At 55.0% G+C, this 17,274-nt stretch carries 17 protein-coding genes; 1 reads left to right on the forward strand and 16 read right to left on the reverse strand.

Annotated features, from left to right (window positions below):
* Nucleotide 1: 1 nt before the first annotated feature.
* From mrdA to leuS, 7 genes are all read right to left on the reverse strand, one after another.
* On the reverse strand, nucleotides 2–1,906 hold the full coding sequence (mrdA, locus tag BTJ39_RS17030; RefSeq protein WP_078003888.1) for a peptidoglycan DD-transpeptidase MrdA: 1,905 nt from the start codon (nucleotides 1,904–1,906) through the stop codon (nucleotides 2–4).
* Between the two features lie 20 nt (nucleotides 1,907–1,926).
* On the reverse strand, nucleotides 1,927–2,397 hold the full coding sequence (rlmH, locus tag BTJ39_RS17035; RefSeq protein ID WP_078003889.1) for a 23S rRNA (pseudouridine(1915)-N(3))-methyltransferase RlmH: 471 nt from the start codon (nucleotides 2,395–2,397) through the stop codon (nucleotides 1,927–1,929).
* A 3-nt stretch (nucleotides 2,398–2,400) separates the two neighbouring features.
* Nucleotides 2,401–2,718, reverse strand: coding sequence for a ribosome silencing factor (gene rsfS, locus BTJ39_RS17040; protein ID WP_078003890.1), 318 nt, complete (start codon nucleotides 2,716–2,718; stop codon nucleotides 2,401–2,403).
* An 89-nt stretch (nucleotides 2,719–2,807) separates the two neighbouring features.
* Entirely contained in the window at nucleotides 2,808–3,473 is a 666-nt protein-coding gene (nadD, locus tag BTJ39_RS17045; protein WP_078003891.1) for a nicotinate-nucleotide adenylyltransferase, read from the reverse strand.
* Nucleotides 3,466–4,497, reverse strand: a complete 1,032-nt coding sequence (gene holA / locus BTJ39_RS17050) for a DNA polymerase III subunit delta (RefSeq protein ID WP_078003892.1) — start codon at nucleotides 4,495–4,497, stop codon at nucleotides 3,466–3,468. The genes nadD and holA overlap by 8 nt, the downstream gene beginning before the upstream one ends.
* Nucleotides 4,494–5,081, reverse strand: coding sequence for an LPS assembly lipoprotein LptE (lptE, locus tag BTJ39_RS17055; RefSeq protein ID WP_078003893.1), 588 nt, complete (start codon nucleotides 5,079–5,081; stop codon nucleotides 4,494–4,496). Before lptE ends, holA begins: the two co-directional genes overlap by 4 nt.
* Before the next feature lie 14 nt (nucleotides 5,082–5,095).
* A complete protein-coding gene (gene leuS / locus BTJ39_RS17060; protein WP_078003894.1) occupies nucleotides 5,096–7,678 on the reverse strand; it encodes a leucine--tRNA ligase in 2,583 nt (860 codons plus the stop codon).
* Nucleotides 7,679–7,911: 233 nt separating this feature from the next.
* On the opposite strand from leuS, the gene BTJ39_RS17070 reads away from it, so the two are divergent.
* The gene (locus BTJ39_RS17070; protein ID WP_078003896.1) at nucleotides 7,912–8,397 is read left to right on the forward strand and encodes a zinc ribbon-containing protein; all 486 of its coding nucleotides are present in this window, start codon (nucleotides 7,912–7,914) and stop codon (nucleotides 8,395–8,397) included.
* A gap of 58 nt (nucleotides 8,398–8,455) precedes the next feature.
* On the opposite strand, the gene rihA is transcribed toward BTJ39_RS17070, so the two are convergent.
* The 9 genes from rihA to BTJ39_RS17115 form a co-directional block, all read right to left on the reverse strand.
* Entirely contained in the window at nucleotides 8,456–9,388 is a 933-nt protein-coding gene (gene rihA / locus BTJ39_RS17075) for a pyrimidine-specific ribonucleoside hydrolase RihA (RefSeq protein ID WP_078003897.1), read from the reverse strand.
* Between the two features lie 114 nt (nucleotides 9,389–9,502).
* Nucleotides 9,503–10,228: an amino acid ABC transporter ATP-binding protein gene (locus BTJ39_RS24360; RefSeq protein WP_096777749.1), complete on the reverse strand. Its 726-nt coding sequence runs from the start codon at nucleotides 10,226–10,228 to the stop codon at nucleotides 9,503–9,505.
* On the reverse strand, nucleotides 10,229–10,906 hold the full coding sequence (gene gltK / locus BTJ39_RS24365; protein ID WP_096777750.1) for a glutamate/aspartate ABC transporter permease GltK: 678 nt from the start codon (nucleotides 10,904–10,906) through the stop codon (nucleotides 10,229–10,231).
* The gene (locus tag BTJ39_RS17085) at nucleotides 10,906–11,646 is read right to left on the reverse strand and encodes an amino acid ABC transporter permease (protein ID WP_078003898.1); all 741 of its coding nucleotides are present in this window, start codon (nucleotides 11,644–11,646) and stop codon (nucleotides 10,906–10,908) included. Before BTJ39_RS17085 ends, gltK begins: the two co-directional genes overlap by 1 nt.
* A gap of 153 nt (nucleotides 11,647–11,799) precedes the next feature.
* A complete protein-coding gene (locus tag BTJ39_RS17090) occupies nucleotides 11,800–12,696 on the reverse strand; it encodes an amino acid ABC transporter substrate-binding protein (RefSeq protein WP_078003899.1) in 897 nt (298 codons plus the stop codon).
* A gap of 458 nt (nucleotides 12,697–13,154) precedes the next feature.
* Nucleotides 13,155–14,684 (reverse strand): apolipoprotein N-acyltransferase, encoded by a 1,530-nt coding sequence (gene lnt, locus BTJ39_RS17100; protein ID WP_078003901.1) that lies wholly within the window; start codon nucleotides 14,682–14,684, stop codon nucleotides 13,155–13,157.
* Nucleotides 14,685–14,693: 9 nt separating this feature from the next.
* Complete coding sequence (corC, locus tag BTJ39_RS17105) at nucleotides 14,694–15,572, reverse strand: CNNM family magnesium/cobalt transport protein CorC (RefSeq protein WP_078003902.1); 879 nt, start codon at nucleotides 15,570–15,572, stop codon at nucleotides 14,694–14,696.
* Between the two features lie 166 nt (nucleotides 15,573–15,738).
* Nucleotides 15,739–16,206, reverse strand: coding sequence for an rRNA maturation RNase YbeY (ybeY, locus tag BTJ39_RS17110; protein WP_078003903.1), 468 nt, complete (start codon nucleotides 16,204–16,206; stop codon nucleotides 15,739–15,741).
* Nucleotides 16,203–17,264 carry a PhoH family protein gene (locus BTJ39_RS17115; protein ID WP_078003904.1) on the reverse strand — a complete coding sequence of 354 codons (1,062 nt, stop codon included), beginning with the start codon at nucleotides 17,262–17,264 and terminating at the stop codon, nucleotides 16,203–16,205. The genes ybeY and BTJ39_RS17115 overlap by 4 nt, the downstream gene beginning before the upstream one ends.
* Nucleotides 17,265–17,274 lie beyond the last annotated feature (10 nt).

Raw genomic sequence — 17,274 nt, forward strand, 5'->3', positions numbered from 1 at the left:
TTTATTCGCCTTCGTAGCCAGGCGGCGTCGGCGCGGCGTCTGGCAGGTTAGTATTGTTATCCCCAAGCATTATATGATCGAGGATCTGGCGCATAACGGTACCGACAGCCGGACCGGCGCCACCGTTTTCCAGGATAATCGTGACGGCGACACGCGGCTTATCATAAGGCGCAAAGGCGGTCATCAGCTTGTGGTCACGCAGGCGTTCGGCAATTTTATGCGCGTTGTAGGTTTCGTTCTCTTTCAGACCAAATACCTGCGCGGTTCCTGACTTAGCCGCAATTTTATACGGTGCATCGGCGAAGCTTTTATGGGCGGTGCCGTTTGGCCGGTTTGCCACGCCGTACATGCCGTCTTTGGCTATTTCCCAGTAGCCGGAATGTACATCGCCTATCGGGGTGGAAGGCGGTTGGGTAAAGTTCTCTTTCTGGCCGTTGAGACTGGTGCTCATCATCAGATGTGGCACTTTAATGACGCCGTCATTAATCAGAATCATCAGCGCCTTGTTCATCTGCACCGGGGTCGCGGTCCAGTAGCCTTGGCCAATGCCGACGGGAATGGTATCGCCTTGATACCAGGGTTTTTTAAAGCGCTTCATTTTCCAGTCGCGCGTGGGCATATTGCCGGCCCGTTCCTCCGCCAGATCGATACCGCTCAGATGACCATAGCCGAATTTACCCAGCCACTGGCCAAGGCGGTCGATTCCCATGTCATAAGCAACCTGATAGAAAAAGGTATCGGCGGATTCTTCCAGCGCCTTGGTCACGTTTAGCCGACCATGGCCCCATTTTTTCCAGTCACGATAGCGCTTTTCGGAGCCGGGGAGCTGCCACCATCCCGGGTCAAACAGCGAGGTGTTGCGATTAATTACCCCGGCGCTCAGCGCCGAGACCGCAACATAAGGTTTGACCGTTGACGCCGGCGGATAGACGCCCTGGGTTGCCCGGTTTATCAGCGGGTGGTTTTCATCGTTAAGTAGCCGGCTGTATTCCTTACTGGAAATGCCGTCAACGAACAGATTCGGGTCATAGCTGGGGGTGGAAACCATCGCCAGCACGTCGCCGCTGCGTGGATCGGTGACCACAACGGCCGCGCGGCTGCCCGTCAGCAGAGTTTCAATATATTGCTGCAGCTTGAGGTCGATAGTCAGGTAGATATCGCGGCCGGCCTGAGGCGACTGTTCGTGCAACTGACGTATCACCCGACCGCGATTGTTAACCTCAACCTCTTCATACCCGGTTTTACCGTGCAGGGTGTCTTCATAGTAGCGTTCGATGCCAAGCTTACCGATGTCACGCGTTGCCGCATAGTTAGCCAGTTTTCCCTGTTCATCAAGGGATTTCACGTCGCGATCGTTGATTTTAGAGACATAGCCAAGCACGTGAGTTAATGCCGATGCGTAGGGATAATAGCGGCGCTGATAGCCCTTAACCTCGACGCCTGGAAAGCGGTATTGGTTAACGGCAAAGCGGGCGACCTGCACTTCATTGAGGCTGGTTTTTAGCGCAATCGAGGTAAAGCGCCGCGAACGCTTGCGCTCTTTCTGAAAGTTATCAATATCTTCATCGGTCAAATCGACAATCGGGTGTAGGGCGTTAATCGTGTCTTGCAGATTGTCGACTTTTTCCGGGATCAGCTCCAGCTGGTAAATAGTGCGGTTAAGCGCCAGCGGGATGCCGTTGCGGTCATAGATAATACCCCTGCTGGGCGCGACCGGCACCAGCTTGATCCGGTTCTCATTCGAGCGGGTACTGTAGGTTGCGTAGCTCTGAATCTGTAGATGATAGAGGTTAACGACCAGAATGCCGGACAGCAGCAGGATAACGAAAAGCGCAATAAGTGCGCGCCGGACAAACAGAGATTGCTCGGCAGTATAGTCACGAAAGGAGTTGCGTTGTAATTTCATCCGCAGTGTGGTCAGCCCGGTTATTCGCGATGATAAGGATGATTTGCCGTAATGCTCCATGCACGGTAAAGGCTTTCAGCAACAAGCACGCGTACCAGCGGATGAGGCAGCGTCAGGGCTGAAAGCGACCAGCTCTGCTCTGCGGCTGCCTTACAAGCGGGCGCCAGACCCTCCGGTCCGCCAATCAGTAAGCTGACATCGCGGCCATCCTGCTTCCAGCGCTCAAGCTGTGCTGCCAGCTGCGGCGTTTCCCAGGGTTGACCCGGGATATCCAGGCTGACAATCCGATTGCCTTTGCCTGCGGCCGCCAACATTTGTTCGCCTTCTTTTTCGAGAATGCGTTTAATATCGGCATTTTTGCCACGCTTGCCCGCCGGTATTTCCAGCAGCTCCAGCGGCATATCTTTGGGAAAACGGCGCAAGTATTCCATAAAACCACTTTGCACCCAGTCTGGCATCCTGGTGCCAACGGCAACCAACTGCAACTTCACCTGTTAGCTCCAGAGCTTTTCCAGTTCATACATTTGGCGGCTTTCTTCCTGCATTACGTGCACAATCACGTCACCAAGATCGACCACTATCCAGTCCGCGACGTTTTTACCTTCCACGCCCAGCGGCATCAAGCCGGCTTCGCGGGATGCCTGCACCACATGGTCGGCAATGGACATCACGTGGCGGGTAGAGGTGCCGGTGCAGATAATCATACAATCGGTAATGCTGGATTTGCCCTGAACGTCTACGGATACAATATCCTGACCTTTAAGATCATCAATTTTATCAATGACGAACTCTTGGAGTGCTTGACCTTGCAAAAGGTTCCCCCTTGGGATTTGAACTAAGTGGAATACGCCGGCGGCCTGCTGGTTACCAGAATCGATGAAAAATTTAGCGGCGCAGTATATCACGCCCCGTGAAGATCGCGATACAACCCCTCACGATCCATAAACGCCGAAACCTGCGCTGGCAGCAGGTCGTCACAGGATTGTCCCTGATGGCGACGCTGGCGAATTTCAGTAGCGGAAATATCAATGAGCGGCGTCCGGGCAAGAAAGATACAGCCGGAGGGCTGCTGGTGGAGACGCGCCGGATCGCTTACCAGGTGCTGCTGCAACCAGCGCCGATCTTCCGTGGTTTTCATCTGCTGATTATAGCCTGGCCGCTGGCATACCAGCAGATGGCAGTAATCAAGCAGGCTGTAGCCGCCGTGCCAACCCGGCAGGGTTAGCAGCGAATCCTGGCCGATTATAAACGCCAGCGGCTGGCGTTCGCCCCGTTCCGAGCGCAGCGCTTGCAGCGTGTCGATGGTGTATGAGGGCGCATCGCGGCGCAGTTCGCGCTCATCAATATCAAACAACGGATGTTGATCAATAGCTAGTCGGACCATTGCCAGGCGCTGTGATGCGCTGGCTTCCGGCTGCGGGCGATGGGGCGGCACGTTGTTCGGCATCAGGGTCACTTTCTGCAAACCGACCTGCTGTGCCAGCGTCTCCGCCGGTTTTAGATGGCCAAAATGTATCGGATCAAAGGTACCGCCGAGCAGCGCATAAAGCGCATGGCTATCAGGCATGGACGAGCTCCTCGGGGAATCCGGGATGGCACAGCATCAGCGTCAGCGTTTCCAGCTCGCGCCAGACTGACTGACCATAGTCCTGTTTTATTATTAGCTCAATGCGCGTCAGCTGGCCGATCGCCAGCCGCAGCCGGCTAGCGCTGAGGCGCTGCAGCGCCTCGGTAAACAGCGGTCGACGATTTTGCCAGACGCGATGTTGATCCAGCAGGGTGCGCAGCGCCACGGTTTTCATCTGACGCTGCAACAGCAGCAGCGTCATTAAATCGCGCTGCAAGGTGCGTAACATAATCACCGGTTCGCTTTCTTCCTGCTGTAGCTGGTGCAGGATATGCAGTGCGCGCTTGCTTTTTCCTGCCAGCAGCGCATCCACCCAGTGAAAGGGAGTAAAGTGTGAAGCATCATTGACTGCCGCTTCTACACGCGGCAGCGTCAGCTTGCCTTCCGGCCACAACAACCCAAGTCGTTCGAGCGCCTGCGACAGAGCCAGCAGGTTGCCTTCATAGCAGTAGCAAAGGAGTTGAATTGAGACGTCATCAAGCTGCAGATTCAGCTGTTTTGCCCGGGCGCTGACCCAGCGCGGTAGATGGGCCTGCTCCGGTGTCTGGCAGGGCACCACGACCGCCTGGGCGCTTAGCGCCTTATACCAGGCGCTGTTCTCCTGCGCTTTGGTGAGCTTCGGGCAGCGCAAAATGAGCAGAATATCATCATGCAACAGGCCGTTCAGGGTTACCAGTCGCTCCGCAATGGCGGCATTGGGACCATTTTCCGCCAGCATCAGCGTCAGCGTCTGGCGGTTGGCGAACAGGCTCAGCTCGCGACAGCTGGCGAATAATGCATCCCAGTCGGTGTGTGCATCAATCGCGGTGGAATGGTGTTCGGTAAACTGGTTTTGCTGCGCCTGCTTGCGTATTGCATCCTGGCTTTCCTGCAGCAGAAGCGGTTCATTGCCGCTGAGGATATAACAGGGGCGCAGCCCCTCCTGGAGCTGCGCCCTTAGCTGTTCAGGATAAATCCTGATCATTTACCCAGCGAACCTGGTCCGGTGGTCGCCCGTGGGTTTTTGACCGCCGGCGGCGTGGGAGGCGTGGGTTTGATGTCGTCCTCTGCGGCGTGGACCGCCAGCAGTTTACGCACCAGCTGATCGGCGGCTTGGGTGCGCATTTCGTCGATAATGATGGTCTGCTCGGAATCTTTCGCCAACGCGGCCAGCGGGTTATCGAAGAAGGAACGGAACACCGTTACTGAGATCGGGAAAATACCTTTGTTAGGTACCAGAACCTGCGCCGTAACGCGCATTACCATCTGGTATTCGGCCGCTTTACCGTCCTGGAATACCGATGCCGTATCGCGTCCGAAGGTTTCCCCTCCCAGGCGCAGAGACGGCAGATCTTTGCGGATATTCGCGCTGTCTTCGACAATGGTCACGTCGTTAAGACGCAGCTGGGTGCGCACGGCGCGGGCCAGCGGGCCATAGGGATCGCTGCTGTCAACAATCAGCGTTTTCAACTCGTGAGGCACCGCAGTGGTGCCGTGCAAACGAAAGCCGCAGCCGGCGGTGAGCATCACCGCCAGAGCGAGCATGAGCGTTACGATAGGGTGTCGCACAGTTCCTCCTGACATCAACCCACGACCAGATTCAACAGTTTGCCCGGTACGTAAATCACTTTACGAATGGTGACGCCATCCAGATATTTCGCCACCAGATGTTCCTGCGCGGCGCGAGCCTGAACCTGCTCCTGCGTTGCATCCGCAGGAACGATAATTTTTCCGCGTACTTTGCCGTTAACCTGAACAACGACCAGCAGCGAGTCTTCTACCATCGCCTGCTCATCGGCCTGTGGCCAGCTGGCATTATCGACATCGCCGGTGCCGCCCAACGCCTGCCACAGCACAAAGCTGGTGTGCGGGGTAAAGGGATAAAGCATTGGCACCACCGCCAGCAGCGCTTCATGAATCAGCGCACGGTCCTGATTGCTTTCCTGAGGCGCGCGGATAAGTTTGTTCATCAGTTCCATAATCGCGGCGATGGCGGTATTGAACGTCTGACGACGGCCAATATCATCGCTAACTTTGGCGATGGTTTTATGCAGATCGCGCCGCAGCGCTTTCTGGTTATCATCAAGTGCCGCAATATCCAGCGCTACGGTCGGGCCCTGCGCTACGTGCTCATAAGCCAGCTTCCAGACGCGTTTCAGGAACCGGTTGGCGCCTTCGACGCCGGACTCCTGCCATTCCAGAGTCATTTCCGCCGGCGAGGCGAACATCATAAACAGACGCACGGTATCGGCGCCGTAACGTTCAACCATCACCTGCGGGTCAATGCCGTTGTTTTTCGACTTGGACATTTTGCTCATGCCAGCGTAAACCAGCTCATGGCCCTGGCTATCAACCGCACGCGTAATCCGGCCCTTTTCATCACGATCGATGCTGACATCAACCGGCGACACCCAATTGCGCTCACCATTTACCCCGGTGTAATAAAAGGCGTCGGCCAGCACCATACCCTGACAGAGCAGGCGTTTTGCCGGTTCATCTGAGTTCACCAGGCCCGCGTCGCGCAGCAGTTTGTGATAGAAGCGGAAATACATCAGATGCATGATGGCATGTTCAATACCGCCGACATACTGGTCAACCGGTAGCCAGTAGTTGGCCGCCGCCGGGTCCAGCATCCCCTTATCATAATCCGGACAGGTATAGCGCGCGTAATACCAGGAGGATTCCATAAAGGTATCGAACGTGTCGGTTTCGCGCAGCGCTGGCTGACCGTTAACGGTGGTTTTCGCCCACTCAGGATCGGCTTTTATCGGGCTGGTTATACCGTCCATCACCACATCTTCCGGCAGTAATACCGGCAGTTGGTCATCCGGGGCAGGCATTACGGTGCCGTCTTCCAGCGTCACCATTGGGATCGGCGCGCCCCAGTAGCGCTGACGGGATACACCCCAGTCGCGCAGGCGGTAATTAACTTTACGTTCACCCACGCCCATCGCTGCCAGCTTATCGGCAATGGCGTTAAAGCCGGCCTGGTGATCGAGACCGCTAAACTCTCCGGAGTTAAACAGCTTACCTTTCTCGGTCATCGCCGCGCTGGTGATATCCGGTTCACTGCCGTCGAGATTCAGAATGACAGGCTTAATCGACAGATTATATTTGCTGGCAAACTCCCAGTCGCGTTGGTCGTGGGCCGGCACGGCCATCACCGCGCCGGTGCCGTATTCCATCAGTACGAAGTTAGCCACCCAGACGGGGATTTTTTCACCGGTCAGCGGGTGCAGGGCAAACAGGCCGGTGGCCATGCCTTTTTTCTCCATGGTCGCCATATCGGCTTCCGCGACCTTGGTGTTACGGCATTCGGCGATAAAATCAGCCAGCGCCGGATTGTTCACGCTGGCCTGAGTTGCCAGCGGATGGCCGGAAGCCACCGCTACGTAGGTGGCGCCGACGAAGGTATCCGGACGGGTAGTATAAACGGTGATTTTTTCTGCGCTGTCCACCACGTCGAAGGTGATTTCAACCCCTTCGGAACGGCCGATCCAGTTACGCTGCATGGTCTTAACCGTTTCCGGCCAGTCTTCCAGCTTATCAAGATCGTTTAAAAGTTCATCGGCATAGTCGGTGATTTTAACGAACCACTGCGGGATCTCTTTACGCTCAACCTTGGTGTCACAGCGCCAGCAGCAGCCGTCAATAACCTGTTCATTCGCCAACACCGTTTGATCGTTCGGGCACCAGTTCACTGCGGAGGTTTTTTTATAAACCAGGCCTTTTTCGTACAGGCGGGCAAAAAACCACTGCTCCCAGCGATAGTATTCTGGCTGGCAGGTTGCCAGTTCGCGACTCCAGTCGTAGCCAAAACCCAGCAGCTTGAGCTGGGTTTTCATGTATTCGATATTGTCATAGGTCCAGGGCGCCGGCGCGGTATTGTTTTTTACCGCCGCACCTTCCGCCGGCAGGCCGAAGGCGTCCCAGCCGATGGGCTGCAAGACGTTTTTACCCTGCAGTCGCTGATAGCGCGAAATGACATCGCCAATGGTGTAGTTACGCACGTGCCCCATGTGCAGGCGGCCGGAAGGATAGGGCAGCATTGACAGGCAGTAATATTTTTCTTTGCCTTCGTCTTCCGTGACTTTAAACGTTTGCTTTTTTTCCCAGTGCTGCTGAACCTGGGATTCAATCTCTTCCGGACGGAATTGCTCTTGCATGACGGGCTGTGTTCCTTTGTGAAGCGTGCAGTTAGCCAAAACTGCCACTACGCGATAGTGTTTGGAAATCCGCATAGCATAGCCGATAAGCAACCGGCGCAACAACAGCTAAGCGCTGTTGAGCCGCCATTAATCATGATTCCCTACAATGGAGGGGATTTTCTGCGTAGCGGTACGACGAAAATCCTGAAATTCTCTAAACTTAAGCTGAGGATAACAAAAAGGAGAGTGCGATGAGCAAAGTTGCCCATGCCTACCGTGAGTTGCTGGCCAGACTGACTGAGCGTCTGCATCAGGGCGAGCGTAATATTGATACCCTGATGGACCATGCCAGCCACGAGCTTGATAAGCGTCCGGAGCTTCAGCCCCATGAGCGCGGGCAGGTGCTGCAGGCGCTGCGCCGCGATCTTGGTGAGTTTGCCCGTAGTTATGAGGAAAACCTGTCAGAGGAGTTCAGCGATAGCGTTTTTATGCGCGTGATTCGTCAGAGCCTGTGGAAAGAACTGGCAGATATTACCGACCGCAGCCAGCTGGAGTGGCGCGACGTGTTTGAAGATCTCAACCATCACGGCGTTTATCACAGCGGTGAAGTGGTCGGGCTGGGAAAACTGGTGTGTGAGAATTGCCATTTTACCCGCGAAATATACACCCCGGAAACGCTGTCACGCTGTCCGGAGTGCGGGCATGATAAGTTTCAGCGCCAGCCGTTCACTCCCTGACCGACCTGGCGGGCTTCCGATTGTTCAGAAGCCCGCTTCTTAGCGCTTTGCCTGACAATTAATAGCGCCGCAGGCAGTCGAGCAGCAGTTCAATAAATCCTGCGCGGTTAATTTGCGTCAGTATCTCAACGTTTGGCGCCATTCCATTCTGGCCGAACGGGTCCATCACCGTCATTCCTCGGGTATAGCGCCCCTGCGTTTCAACGCCAACCCAGCGTTTTTCACTGAGAAATAATTCTGGCTGCAGCAGCCAGGCGACCACCGCGGGATCGTGCATTGCCGCGCCCTGTAACCCGCGAGGGTGCTTGCGATAAACCGGCATATAAAAATCGAGCATTTCGGCTACCGCGCGGGCAACCGGATTATTCAGTGCCCGCACCAGACTGACTTCCTCGGGCATAACCAGCGCCTGATGCGTTACGTTAAGGCCAGCCATTACCAGCGGAACGCCCGACTGCAATACGATCTCTGCCGCTTCCGGGTCGACGTAAATATTAAATTCGGCAACCGGCGTGACGTTGCCGCCGTGGATCGCGCCGCCCATAAAGACGATGCGGGCAATTCGACTTTTGAGATGCGGCCAGCTGCTGAGTAGCAGCGCAATATTGGTCATCGGGCCGGTCACCGCCAGGGTTACCGGTTCGGCGGATTCCTGCAACAGGCGGGCGATAAGCGCCACGGCATTTTCTGCCGCCGGTTGGCAGGTGACAGGCGGCAGCGTGGTGGTGCCAAGTCCGGTGGCGCCGTGTACCTCTTCGGCGATCACCAGTGGATGCATTAATGGCTTCAGCGCGCCGCCCGCCACCGGAATATCCGTTCTGCCCATCAGGGTACACAGGCTCAGCGCATTGTGCAGCGTTTTATCCGGCGTCTGATTGCCGGCAGAGGTGGTGATTGCCAGTAAATGAAACTGCGGCGCCCTTAGCGCCATCGCCAGCGCGATAGCATCATCAATGCCCGGGTCGCAATCAAAAATCAGGGGTAGAGCCATCGCGTTTCTCCTTGTTCACGCCTGGATGCAAAATTCAGGTTGCGGGTAAACTCAGCGTGATTCAAGGGCAAAAAATGGGATGTTAACAGGCCGCATCGCGGCCTGGAGGGACAATCAGTGCAGTATTTTGGCGAGAAAATCCCGGGCGCGTTCAGATTGCGGATTCGAGAAAAAATCGTCTTTATTGGCATCTTCGATGATCTTGCCTTCATCCATAAAGATTACGCGGTTGGCAACTTTGCGGGCAAAACCCATTTCGTGAGTCACCACCATCATGGTCATGCCTTCGTTTGCCAGTTCGACCATCACGTCCAGCACTTCGTTAATCATCTCCGGGTCGAGGGCGGAGGTGGGTTCATCAAACAGCATGGCGACCGGATCCATACAAAGCGCTCGCGCGATTGCTACACGCTGTTGCTGGCCGCCGGAAAGCTGACCGGGGTGCTTATTGGCATGGGCCGACAGGCCGACGCGCTCAAGCAACTTTAATCCCTTCTGGCGGGCCTCAGCTTTGCCGCGTTTTAGCACTTTCACCTGCGCCAGCACCAGATTGTCGATAATGGTCAGGTGCGGAAATAGCTCAAAATGTTGAAATACCATGCCAACATGTGAGCGCAGCCTGGCGAGGTTGGTTTTTTTGCTGGTTACCTCGGTGTCGTTGACCATGATGCTGCCTTGCTGCACGGGCTCAAGGCCGTTTACGGTTTTAATTAGCGTGGATTTACCTGAGCCTGAAGGGCCGCAAACCACCACCACTTCGCCTTTTTTGACTTCCGTCGAGCAATCGGTCAGCACCTGAAAGTGACCATACCACTTTGAAATATTTTTCAGGGTAATCATTTAAACTGTCCTTTTTTTCTTTAAGTAGCTGACCAGCAGTGAAGCGCTGAGGCTTATCACAAAATAAACCGCGCCGGCAAACAGCACCATTTCAATTTCCGTGCCGCTGTTAACGCCAATGGTATCGGCGGTGCGGAAGAAGTCGGCGAGGCTCAAAACATAAACCAGCGAGGTATCCTGGAACAGCACGATACCCTGGGTAAGCAGCAGCGGCACCATTGCGCGAAACGCCTGGGGTAAGATAATCAGCCGCATCGACTGACCATAGGTCATCCCCAGCGCCAGCGCTGCATTGGACTGACCGCGGGCGATACTCTGAATCCCCGCGCGAATAATTTCCGAGTAGTAAGCGGCTTCAAATAGCGAGAACGCCACCATGGCGGAGATCAGGCGGATATCGCTCTTAGGCGATAAGCCCAGCACCTGTTGCAGAAAGCTTGGCACTACAAGGTAAAACCATAGCAGCACCATCACCAGCGGAACGGAGCGGAACAGGTTAACGTAGAGCTTGGCAAACCAGCGCAATGGCAGGAAGCCGGACAGGCGCATTACCGCCAGCAGCGTGCCCCAGATAATGCCAAAAATTACCGCGGTAACGGTGATTTTCAGCGTCACTACCATCCCGGCCAGCAGCCAGGGCAGGTTAGGAACAATGGTACTCCAGTCAAATTCGTACATTATTTACCTCCCATGCTGCCGGGCAGACGGACTTTGCGTTCAACGACCATCATGATCAGCATGATCACCAGGTTAATGGCGATATAGGCAAGGGTAATGGCAGTAAAAGATTCATAAGCGTGCGCGGAATAATCGAGCAGCTTGCCGGCCTGGGCCGCCATATCGACCAGTCCGATGGTGGAGGCGACGGATGAGTTTTTTACCAGGTTAAGCATTTCCGAGGTCATCGGCGGCACGATGACGCGGTAAGCATTGGGCAGCAGCACGTGGCGGTAAGTCTGCGGCAGGGTCAGTCCCATTGCCAGCCCCGCGTTTTGCTGGCCGCGCGGCAGCGACTGGATCGCGGCGCGCACCTGTTCGCAGACGCGGGCTGCGGTAAACAGGCCGAGACAAAATACGGAGGAAACAAAAAACTGAATGTTTGGGTCCAGATCCTGTTTAAACCAGGTGCCGATAGATTCCGGCAGCAGTTCAGGCACCACCAGATACCAGATAAAGAACTGGACAATCAGCGGTACGTTGCGAAATAGCTCGACGTAGCAGGTACCAATAGAGGATAACCAGCGATTAGGAACGGTACGTAAAATACCGAATAGTGAACCAACCAGAAAAGCAATGATCCAGGCGCACAGCGAAACTTCCACGGTGGTCTGGAAACCTGCCCACAGCCAGCCGAGATAGGTGGTATTGCCGAACGGGGCCTGTTGCAGAAAGATACCCCAGTTCCAGTCTATGGACATACGTACTCCGTTGAAAAAAGGGTAGCGAAGCTACCCTAAGATTGATGCGAGGCTTCTGCGTATGTCAGCCAGAGGGAACGACGCCGGCTGACGCTGTCTGTCCGAGCCTGTTGTCAACAATCGCAGGGCAGCAGGCTGCCCTTATCGTCATTATTAGTTCAGTGCCTTGTCGTTCGGTGACTTGAAGGTGTTCTTCATATCTTCCGACAATTCAAAGTTCATATTCAGGTTTTTCGGCGGAATAGGCTGTTTAAACCAGGTGTCGAACCACTTCTCTGCCTGACCAGAGGTCTGGGCTTTAGCGATGGTATCGTCAACCAGCGTTTTGAATGCCGGATCGTCTTTACGCAGCATGCAGCCGTAAGCTTCTTTCGACTGCGGCGTCCCTACGATATCCCACTGATCGGGTTTTTTAGCTTTTGCACGTTCGCCGGCCAGCAGCGCGTCATCCATCATAAAGGCCACAGCACGCCCGCTTTCCAGGGTGCGGAACGAGTCGCCGTGATCTTTGGTGCTGATGATACGCATACCCATTTTCTTCTCGTCATTAAGCTTGTTCAGCAGAATTTCCGAGGTGGTGCCGGAAGTGACAACCACGGTTTTGCCCTTCAGATCGGCAAAATCTTTGATTGGGCCGTCTTTCTTAACCAGCAAACGGGTGCCGATAACAAAAATGGTGTCAGAGAAAGCGGCCTGTTTCTGGCGCTCCAGGTTGTTGGTCGTGGAGCCACACTCAACATCGTAAGTCCCGTTTTGCAGCAGCGGAATACGGTTCTGTGAGGTGATGGGCAGCATTTTTACCTGCAGATTGGGCTTGTTGAGCTTTGCCTTAACTGCTTCGACGATAGCGTTGGAGTATTCCTGTGAATAACCCACTACTTTTTGCTGGTTATTGTAATAAGAAAAGGGGACGGAAGATTCACGATGACCGACGACAATCACGCCGCTGTCATTAATTTTCTTCAGCGTGCCCGTCAGGTCTTCCGCCTGGGCTGCCGTCGTTGCTACACCGAGCAACATAAGAGAGAGCGCCAGTTTACGCATCTGCATTTCCAGCTCCTTAACAAGGTTTGACGCCAATTAATTTTAAAAGCGTCTGATGTTGTGTTTATTGTCCGAAGTATTGCTGTCTGAGGAGGTTAACCCTCCCTTAAAATAGCTGAATGTTAACAGCGGGAAACATAAAAGTTTCTTTTTTGCGAAGCGTGCCGCACCAAATTGAGGCGCTGCTCCCTGTTATGCGCTTTGCTGGCGCATTATTCGCCTCATAATGGTGCGGTGCTGCCGCCTGGCGGCAGGCTCATCTGCCTGCCAGCCATTGCGCGGAAATACTTTGCAATACACATGCCAATATGTTTTTTAGCGTTGTGTTATCAGCGAGTTGTTGATGCAGACAGCGGCGCGGGTGAAATAATATTCTGGTGGCTGGTGGCTGGTGGCTGGTGGCTGGTGGCTGGTGGCTGGTGGCTGGTGGCTGGTGCGTTGTCAGCGCACCAGCCGTCAGCGACTCAGCGGCGGCGCCAGCCGATAAACGCGGCGGCGATGCCGGTGGCCAGAGTAATCAACCAGATGGTCAGATTACCTGTGCGGGCATAGGGGGTCAGGCCGCTGGTTGGCGTTACCCGGGCTTGCAGTACCTGGCGGGTAAACTGCGGCAGGGTGCTGGCTACGCTGCCATCGGCGTTGATAACGCCGGTCACGCCGTTATTGGTGCCGCGCAGCAGCGGACGACCCAGCTCAAGCGCGCGCATCCTCGCCATCTGGAAATGCTGCCAGGGGCCGATGGAATGGCCGAACCACGCATCGTTGGAAATCGTCAGCAGGAAGTTGGTATCCGGGCGGAAATTATCGCGTACGTGTTCGCCAAGAACGATTTCATAGCAGATAGCGGCGGTCAGGTTATAGCCGTCTACTTTCAGCTGTGGTTGGCGGTAAGGGCCACGACTGAAGCCGGACATCGGCAAGTTGAAGAACGGCGCCAGCGGGCGCAGCAGCGATTCCAGCGGAACGAACTCGCCGAACGGCACCAGATGATTCTTCTGATAGCGATCGCTGCTCTGATAGCTGTACGGGGTTTTATTACCCAACACGATAATCGAGTTGTAATCGTGGTAGTGATTGTTTTCCAGCCTTGAGTCGACGATGCCGGTGACCAGAGAACTGCCGGCATCACGTAGTGCTTTATCTGCGGAGATCAAAAACGGCTGCTGATTACTTTCCAGATCGGGAATGGCCGACTCAGGCCAGATGATAATCGGATCTTTTCCTAACAGCGGGCGCGTCAGGCTGCTGTAAATTTCGAGGGTGTTGCGCAGCTGGTTGGGATCCCATTTTAACGACTGGGGAATATTGCCCTGAACCAGCGCAACGTTCACCGCCCGATCGGGTTCAGCCTGGTACCAGGCAACCGAGCGCAGAGGCCAGGGCAGTACCAGCAGCGCCAGCGCCGCGGCGGATGAGCGCCAGCTGCGCTTAACCACGGCATAAACCGCGAGGCCGCTGATTATCATCAGCAGGAACGTAATGCCTTCCACGCCGAGCAGCGGCGCGATGCCTTTTAGCGGACCGTTAATCTGGCTGTAGCCAAACTGTAGCCAGGGAAAGCCGGTCAGCACCCAGCCGCGTAAAAACTCGCTGATTTGCCACAGCGCCGGCGCAGCGAGCGCCAGACGAACCAGAGTCGTTTGCGCAAAAAACCGGCTGAGTACGCCGGCAAACAGCATTGGATACAGTGACAGATAGGCCGCCAGCAATACCACCAGGGCGACGTTAATGGGGCCGGGCATACCACCGAAGGTGGCAATGCTGACGTAAACCCAGTGAATGCCGCTGCCAAACAGGCCAAGCCCCCAGGCAAAGCCTATGGCCGCCGCCTGCGCCGGGCGGCGCGAAAGGGTTAACCCCAGCAGACCCATTAGCGAAATCAGCGCCGCTGGCCAGAGGTTATAGGGTGAAAAAGACAGGGTGCCGCAGGCGCCGGTTAAAAGCGCCAGCAGCAGACGGATCCGCTGACGCTGAAGCAGAGTAGCCATGTTCATGGGAATGTTTTATTCATCCAGCGTAGGTAATGGAGCGTTTTCCGGTATGCGGACATGGACCTGAATAATGCGGCGGCTGTCGGCCATCGCAACTTTAAACTGGTAACCATCAATAACAATGCTTTCTCCACGTGAGGGGAGGTGGCCGAAGCCCTGCATCACTAAACCGCCGATGGTATCAACCTCTTCATCGCTGAAGTCGGTCTGGAAAATTTCGTTAAAGTCTTCAATCGAGGTAAGCGCCCGTACTGTGAAGGTATGACGGCTCAACTGGCGGATATCGCGATCTTCTTCGTCATCGTATTCGTCTTCAATTTCTCCGACGATCAGCTCCAGAATATCTTCAATGGTCACCAGGCCGGAAACGCCGCCAAATTCATCAATAACGATGGCCATATGGTAGCGCTGCGAGCGGAACTCTTTTAGCATGCGATCGACGCGCTTGCTTTCTGGCACCACCACCGCGTTACGTAACACTTTCTCAATGCTGAAAGGCTCTGACTCGCTGCTCATGAAAGGTAGCAGATCTTTCGCCATCAGAATGCCTTCCACATGATCGCGATCTTCGCTGATTACCGGAAAGCGTGAATGGGCCGATTCAATAATAACGTTCAGGCATTCATCCAGGGTTTGGTTGCGCTTAAGGGTAATCATCTGGGAGCGGGGGATCATAATGTCGCGAACGCGCTGTTCGGCTACATCCATCACCCCTTCCAGCATATCGCGGGTGTCGGGATCGATCAGTTCTTTTTGCTCGGAATCTCGGATCAGTTCCAGCAGCTCATCACGGTTTTTCGGCTCGCCGTGAAACAGCTGATTAAGAATAAGGGCAAAGAAGCCCTTTTTACTATTGGGGCTGTCGCTATTCTGAGAATGGTCATCGCTCATGGCGTTTTTTTGTCTTTCACTCTTATATGAAATAGGGCTGTCCGCCGGGCGGACAGATGAGAATTAAATGCCGCTTCCCCCTTGCTATCGTAATTGCACCGGATGGGAGCGGTTCTACGTTGTAACCTGGACACAAGACGGCAGTGTGACCGGGCGTGCCTAAACGTTATTCTTTTTCCGAAATGTACGGGTCAGCATAGCCGAGAGCAAGCATTATCTCGGTCTCAAGCGACTCCATCTCTTCGGCTTCGTCGTCATCAATGTGATCATAGCCAAGCAGGTGCAGGCTGCCGTGGATCACCATATGCGCCCAGTGAGCCAGCAGCTGCTTTTGCTGTTCGGCGGCTTCCTGCTCCACCACCTGACGGCAAATAACCAGGTCTCCCAGCAGCGGCAGTTCGATGCCCGACGGCGCTTCGAAGGGAAACGATAGCACGTTGGTGGGTTTATCTTTGCCGCGCCAGGTAAGATTAAGGTCCTGGCTTTCCGCAACGTCCACCAGTCGCACGGTTACCTCGCTTTCTGCCTGAAAGCGCGGTAGTACGGCGTCAAGCCAACGCTGAAAATCCGCTTCTGGCGGTAAGCCTGCCGGCGATTCGCAGGCAATTTGTAGATCGAGAATGACGTTGCTCATTGGCTATCCTGCTGTGGCGCTGCGGCTTGCAGCGCTTCACGTTTGCGCTCGGCCGCTGCTGCGTCGCGCCGCTTCTGGTCAGCGTCTTCCCAGCTTTCATAGGCCGTCACGATACGGGCGACCACCGGGTGACGTACCACGTCCTCGCTGTGAAAGAAGTTAAAGCTGATCTCTTCCACTTCAGCCAGTACTTCAATGGCGTGGCGCAGCCCGGATTTGAGGTTACGCGGTAAGTCAATCTGCGTAATGTCACCGGTAATGACCGCCTTCGAGTTAAAGCCGATGCGCGTCAGGAACATTTTCATCTGTTCAATGGTGGTGTTCTGGCTTTCATCAAGAATAATAAAGGCATCATTCAGCGTTCGACCACGCATGTAGGCCAGCGGCGCCACTTCAATGACGTTGCGCTCAATCAGTTTTTCCACGCGTTCAAAGCCCAGCATCTCAAACAGCGCGTCGTAGAGCGGGCGCAGATACGGGTCAACCTTCTGGCTGAGGTCGCCCGGCAGGAAGCCGAGTTTCTCACCGGCTTCAACCGCCGGACGCGTCAGCAAAATACGACGAATTTCCTGGCGCTCCAGCGCATCTACCGCGGCGGCAACGGCCAGATAGGTTTTCCCGGTACCGGCCGGGCCGACGCCAAAGCTGATATCGTGGTCAAGAATATTGGCAATATACTGCGCCTGATTGGGCGTGCGCGGCTTAATCACTCCCCGCTTGGTTTTAATGTTGACGGCTTTGCCATATACCGGCACGCTTTCCGCCGTTTGCTCCAGCACCCGGCTCTCTTTTATCGCCAGATGGATCTGTTCGGGGTCAATGTCCGGGATATTGCCGCGCACCGGCGCGGTATCAACATAAAGCGTCTTCAGGATATCCATCGCCGCATCAACGCACAGCATACGGCCTGTCAGTTTAAAGGCATTATCGCGACGATTTATCTCAATGCCCAGTCGGCGCTCAAGCTGTTTGATATTGTCGTCAAACGGGCCGCACAGGCTAAGCAGGCGATGGTTATCAGCAGGTTCTAAGGTAATTTCACGTGTTTCGGTTATCAAACTAATCCTT

Origin of the sequence: Izhakiella australiensis, assembly GCF_002006995.1 — a bacterium.
Classification (GTDB): Bacteria; Pseudomonadota; Gammaproteobacteria; order Enterobacterales; family Enterobacteriaceae; genus Izhakiella; species Izhakiella australiensis.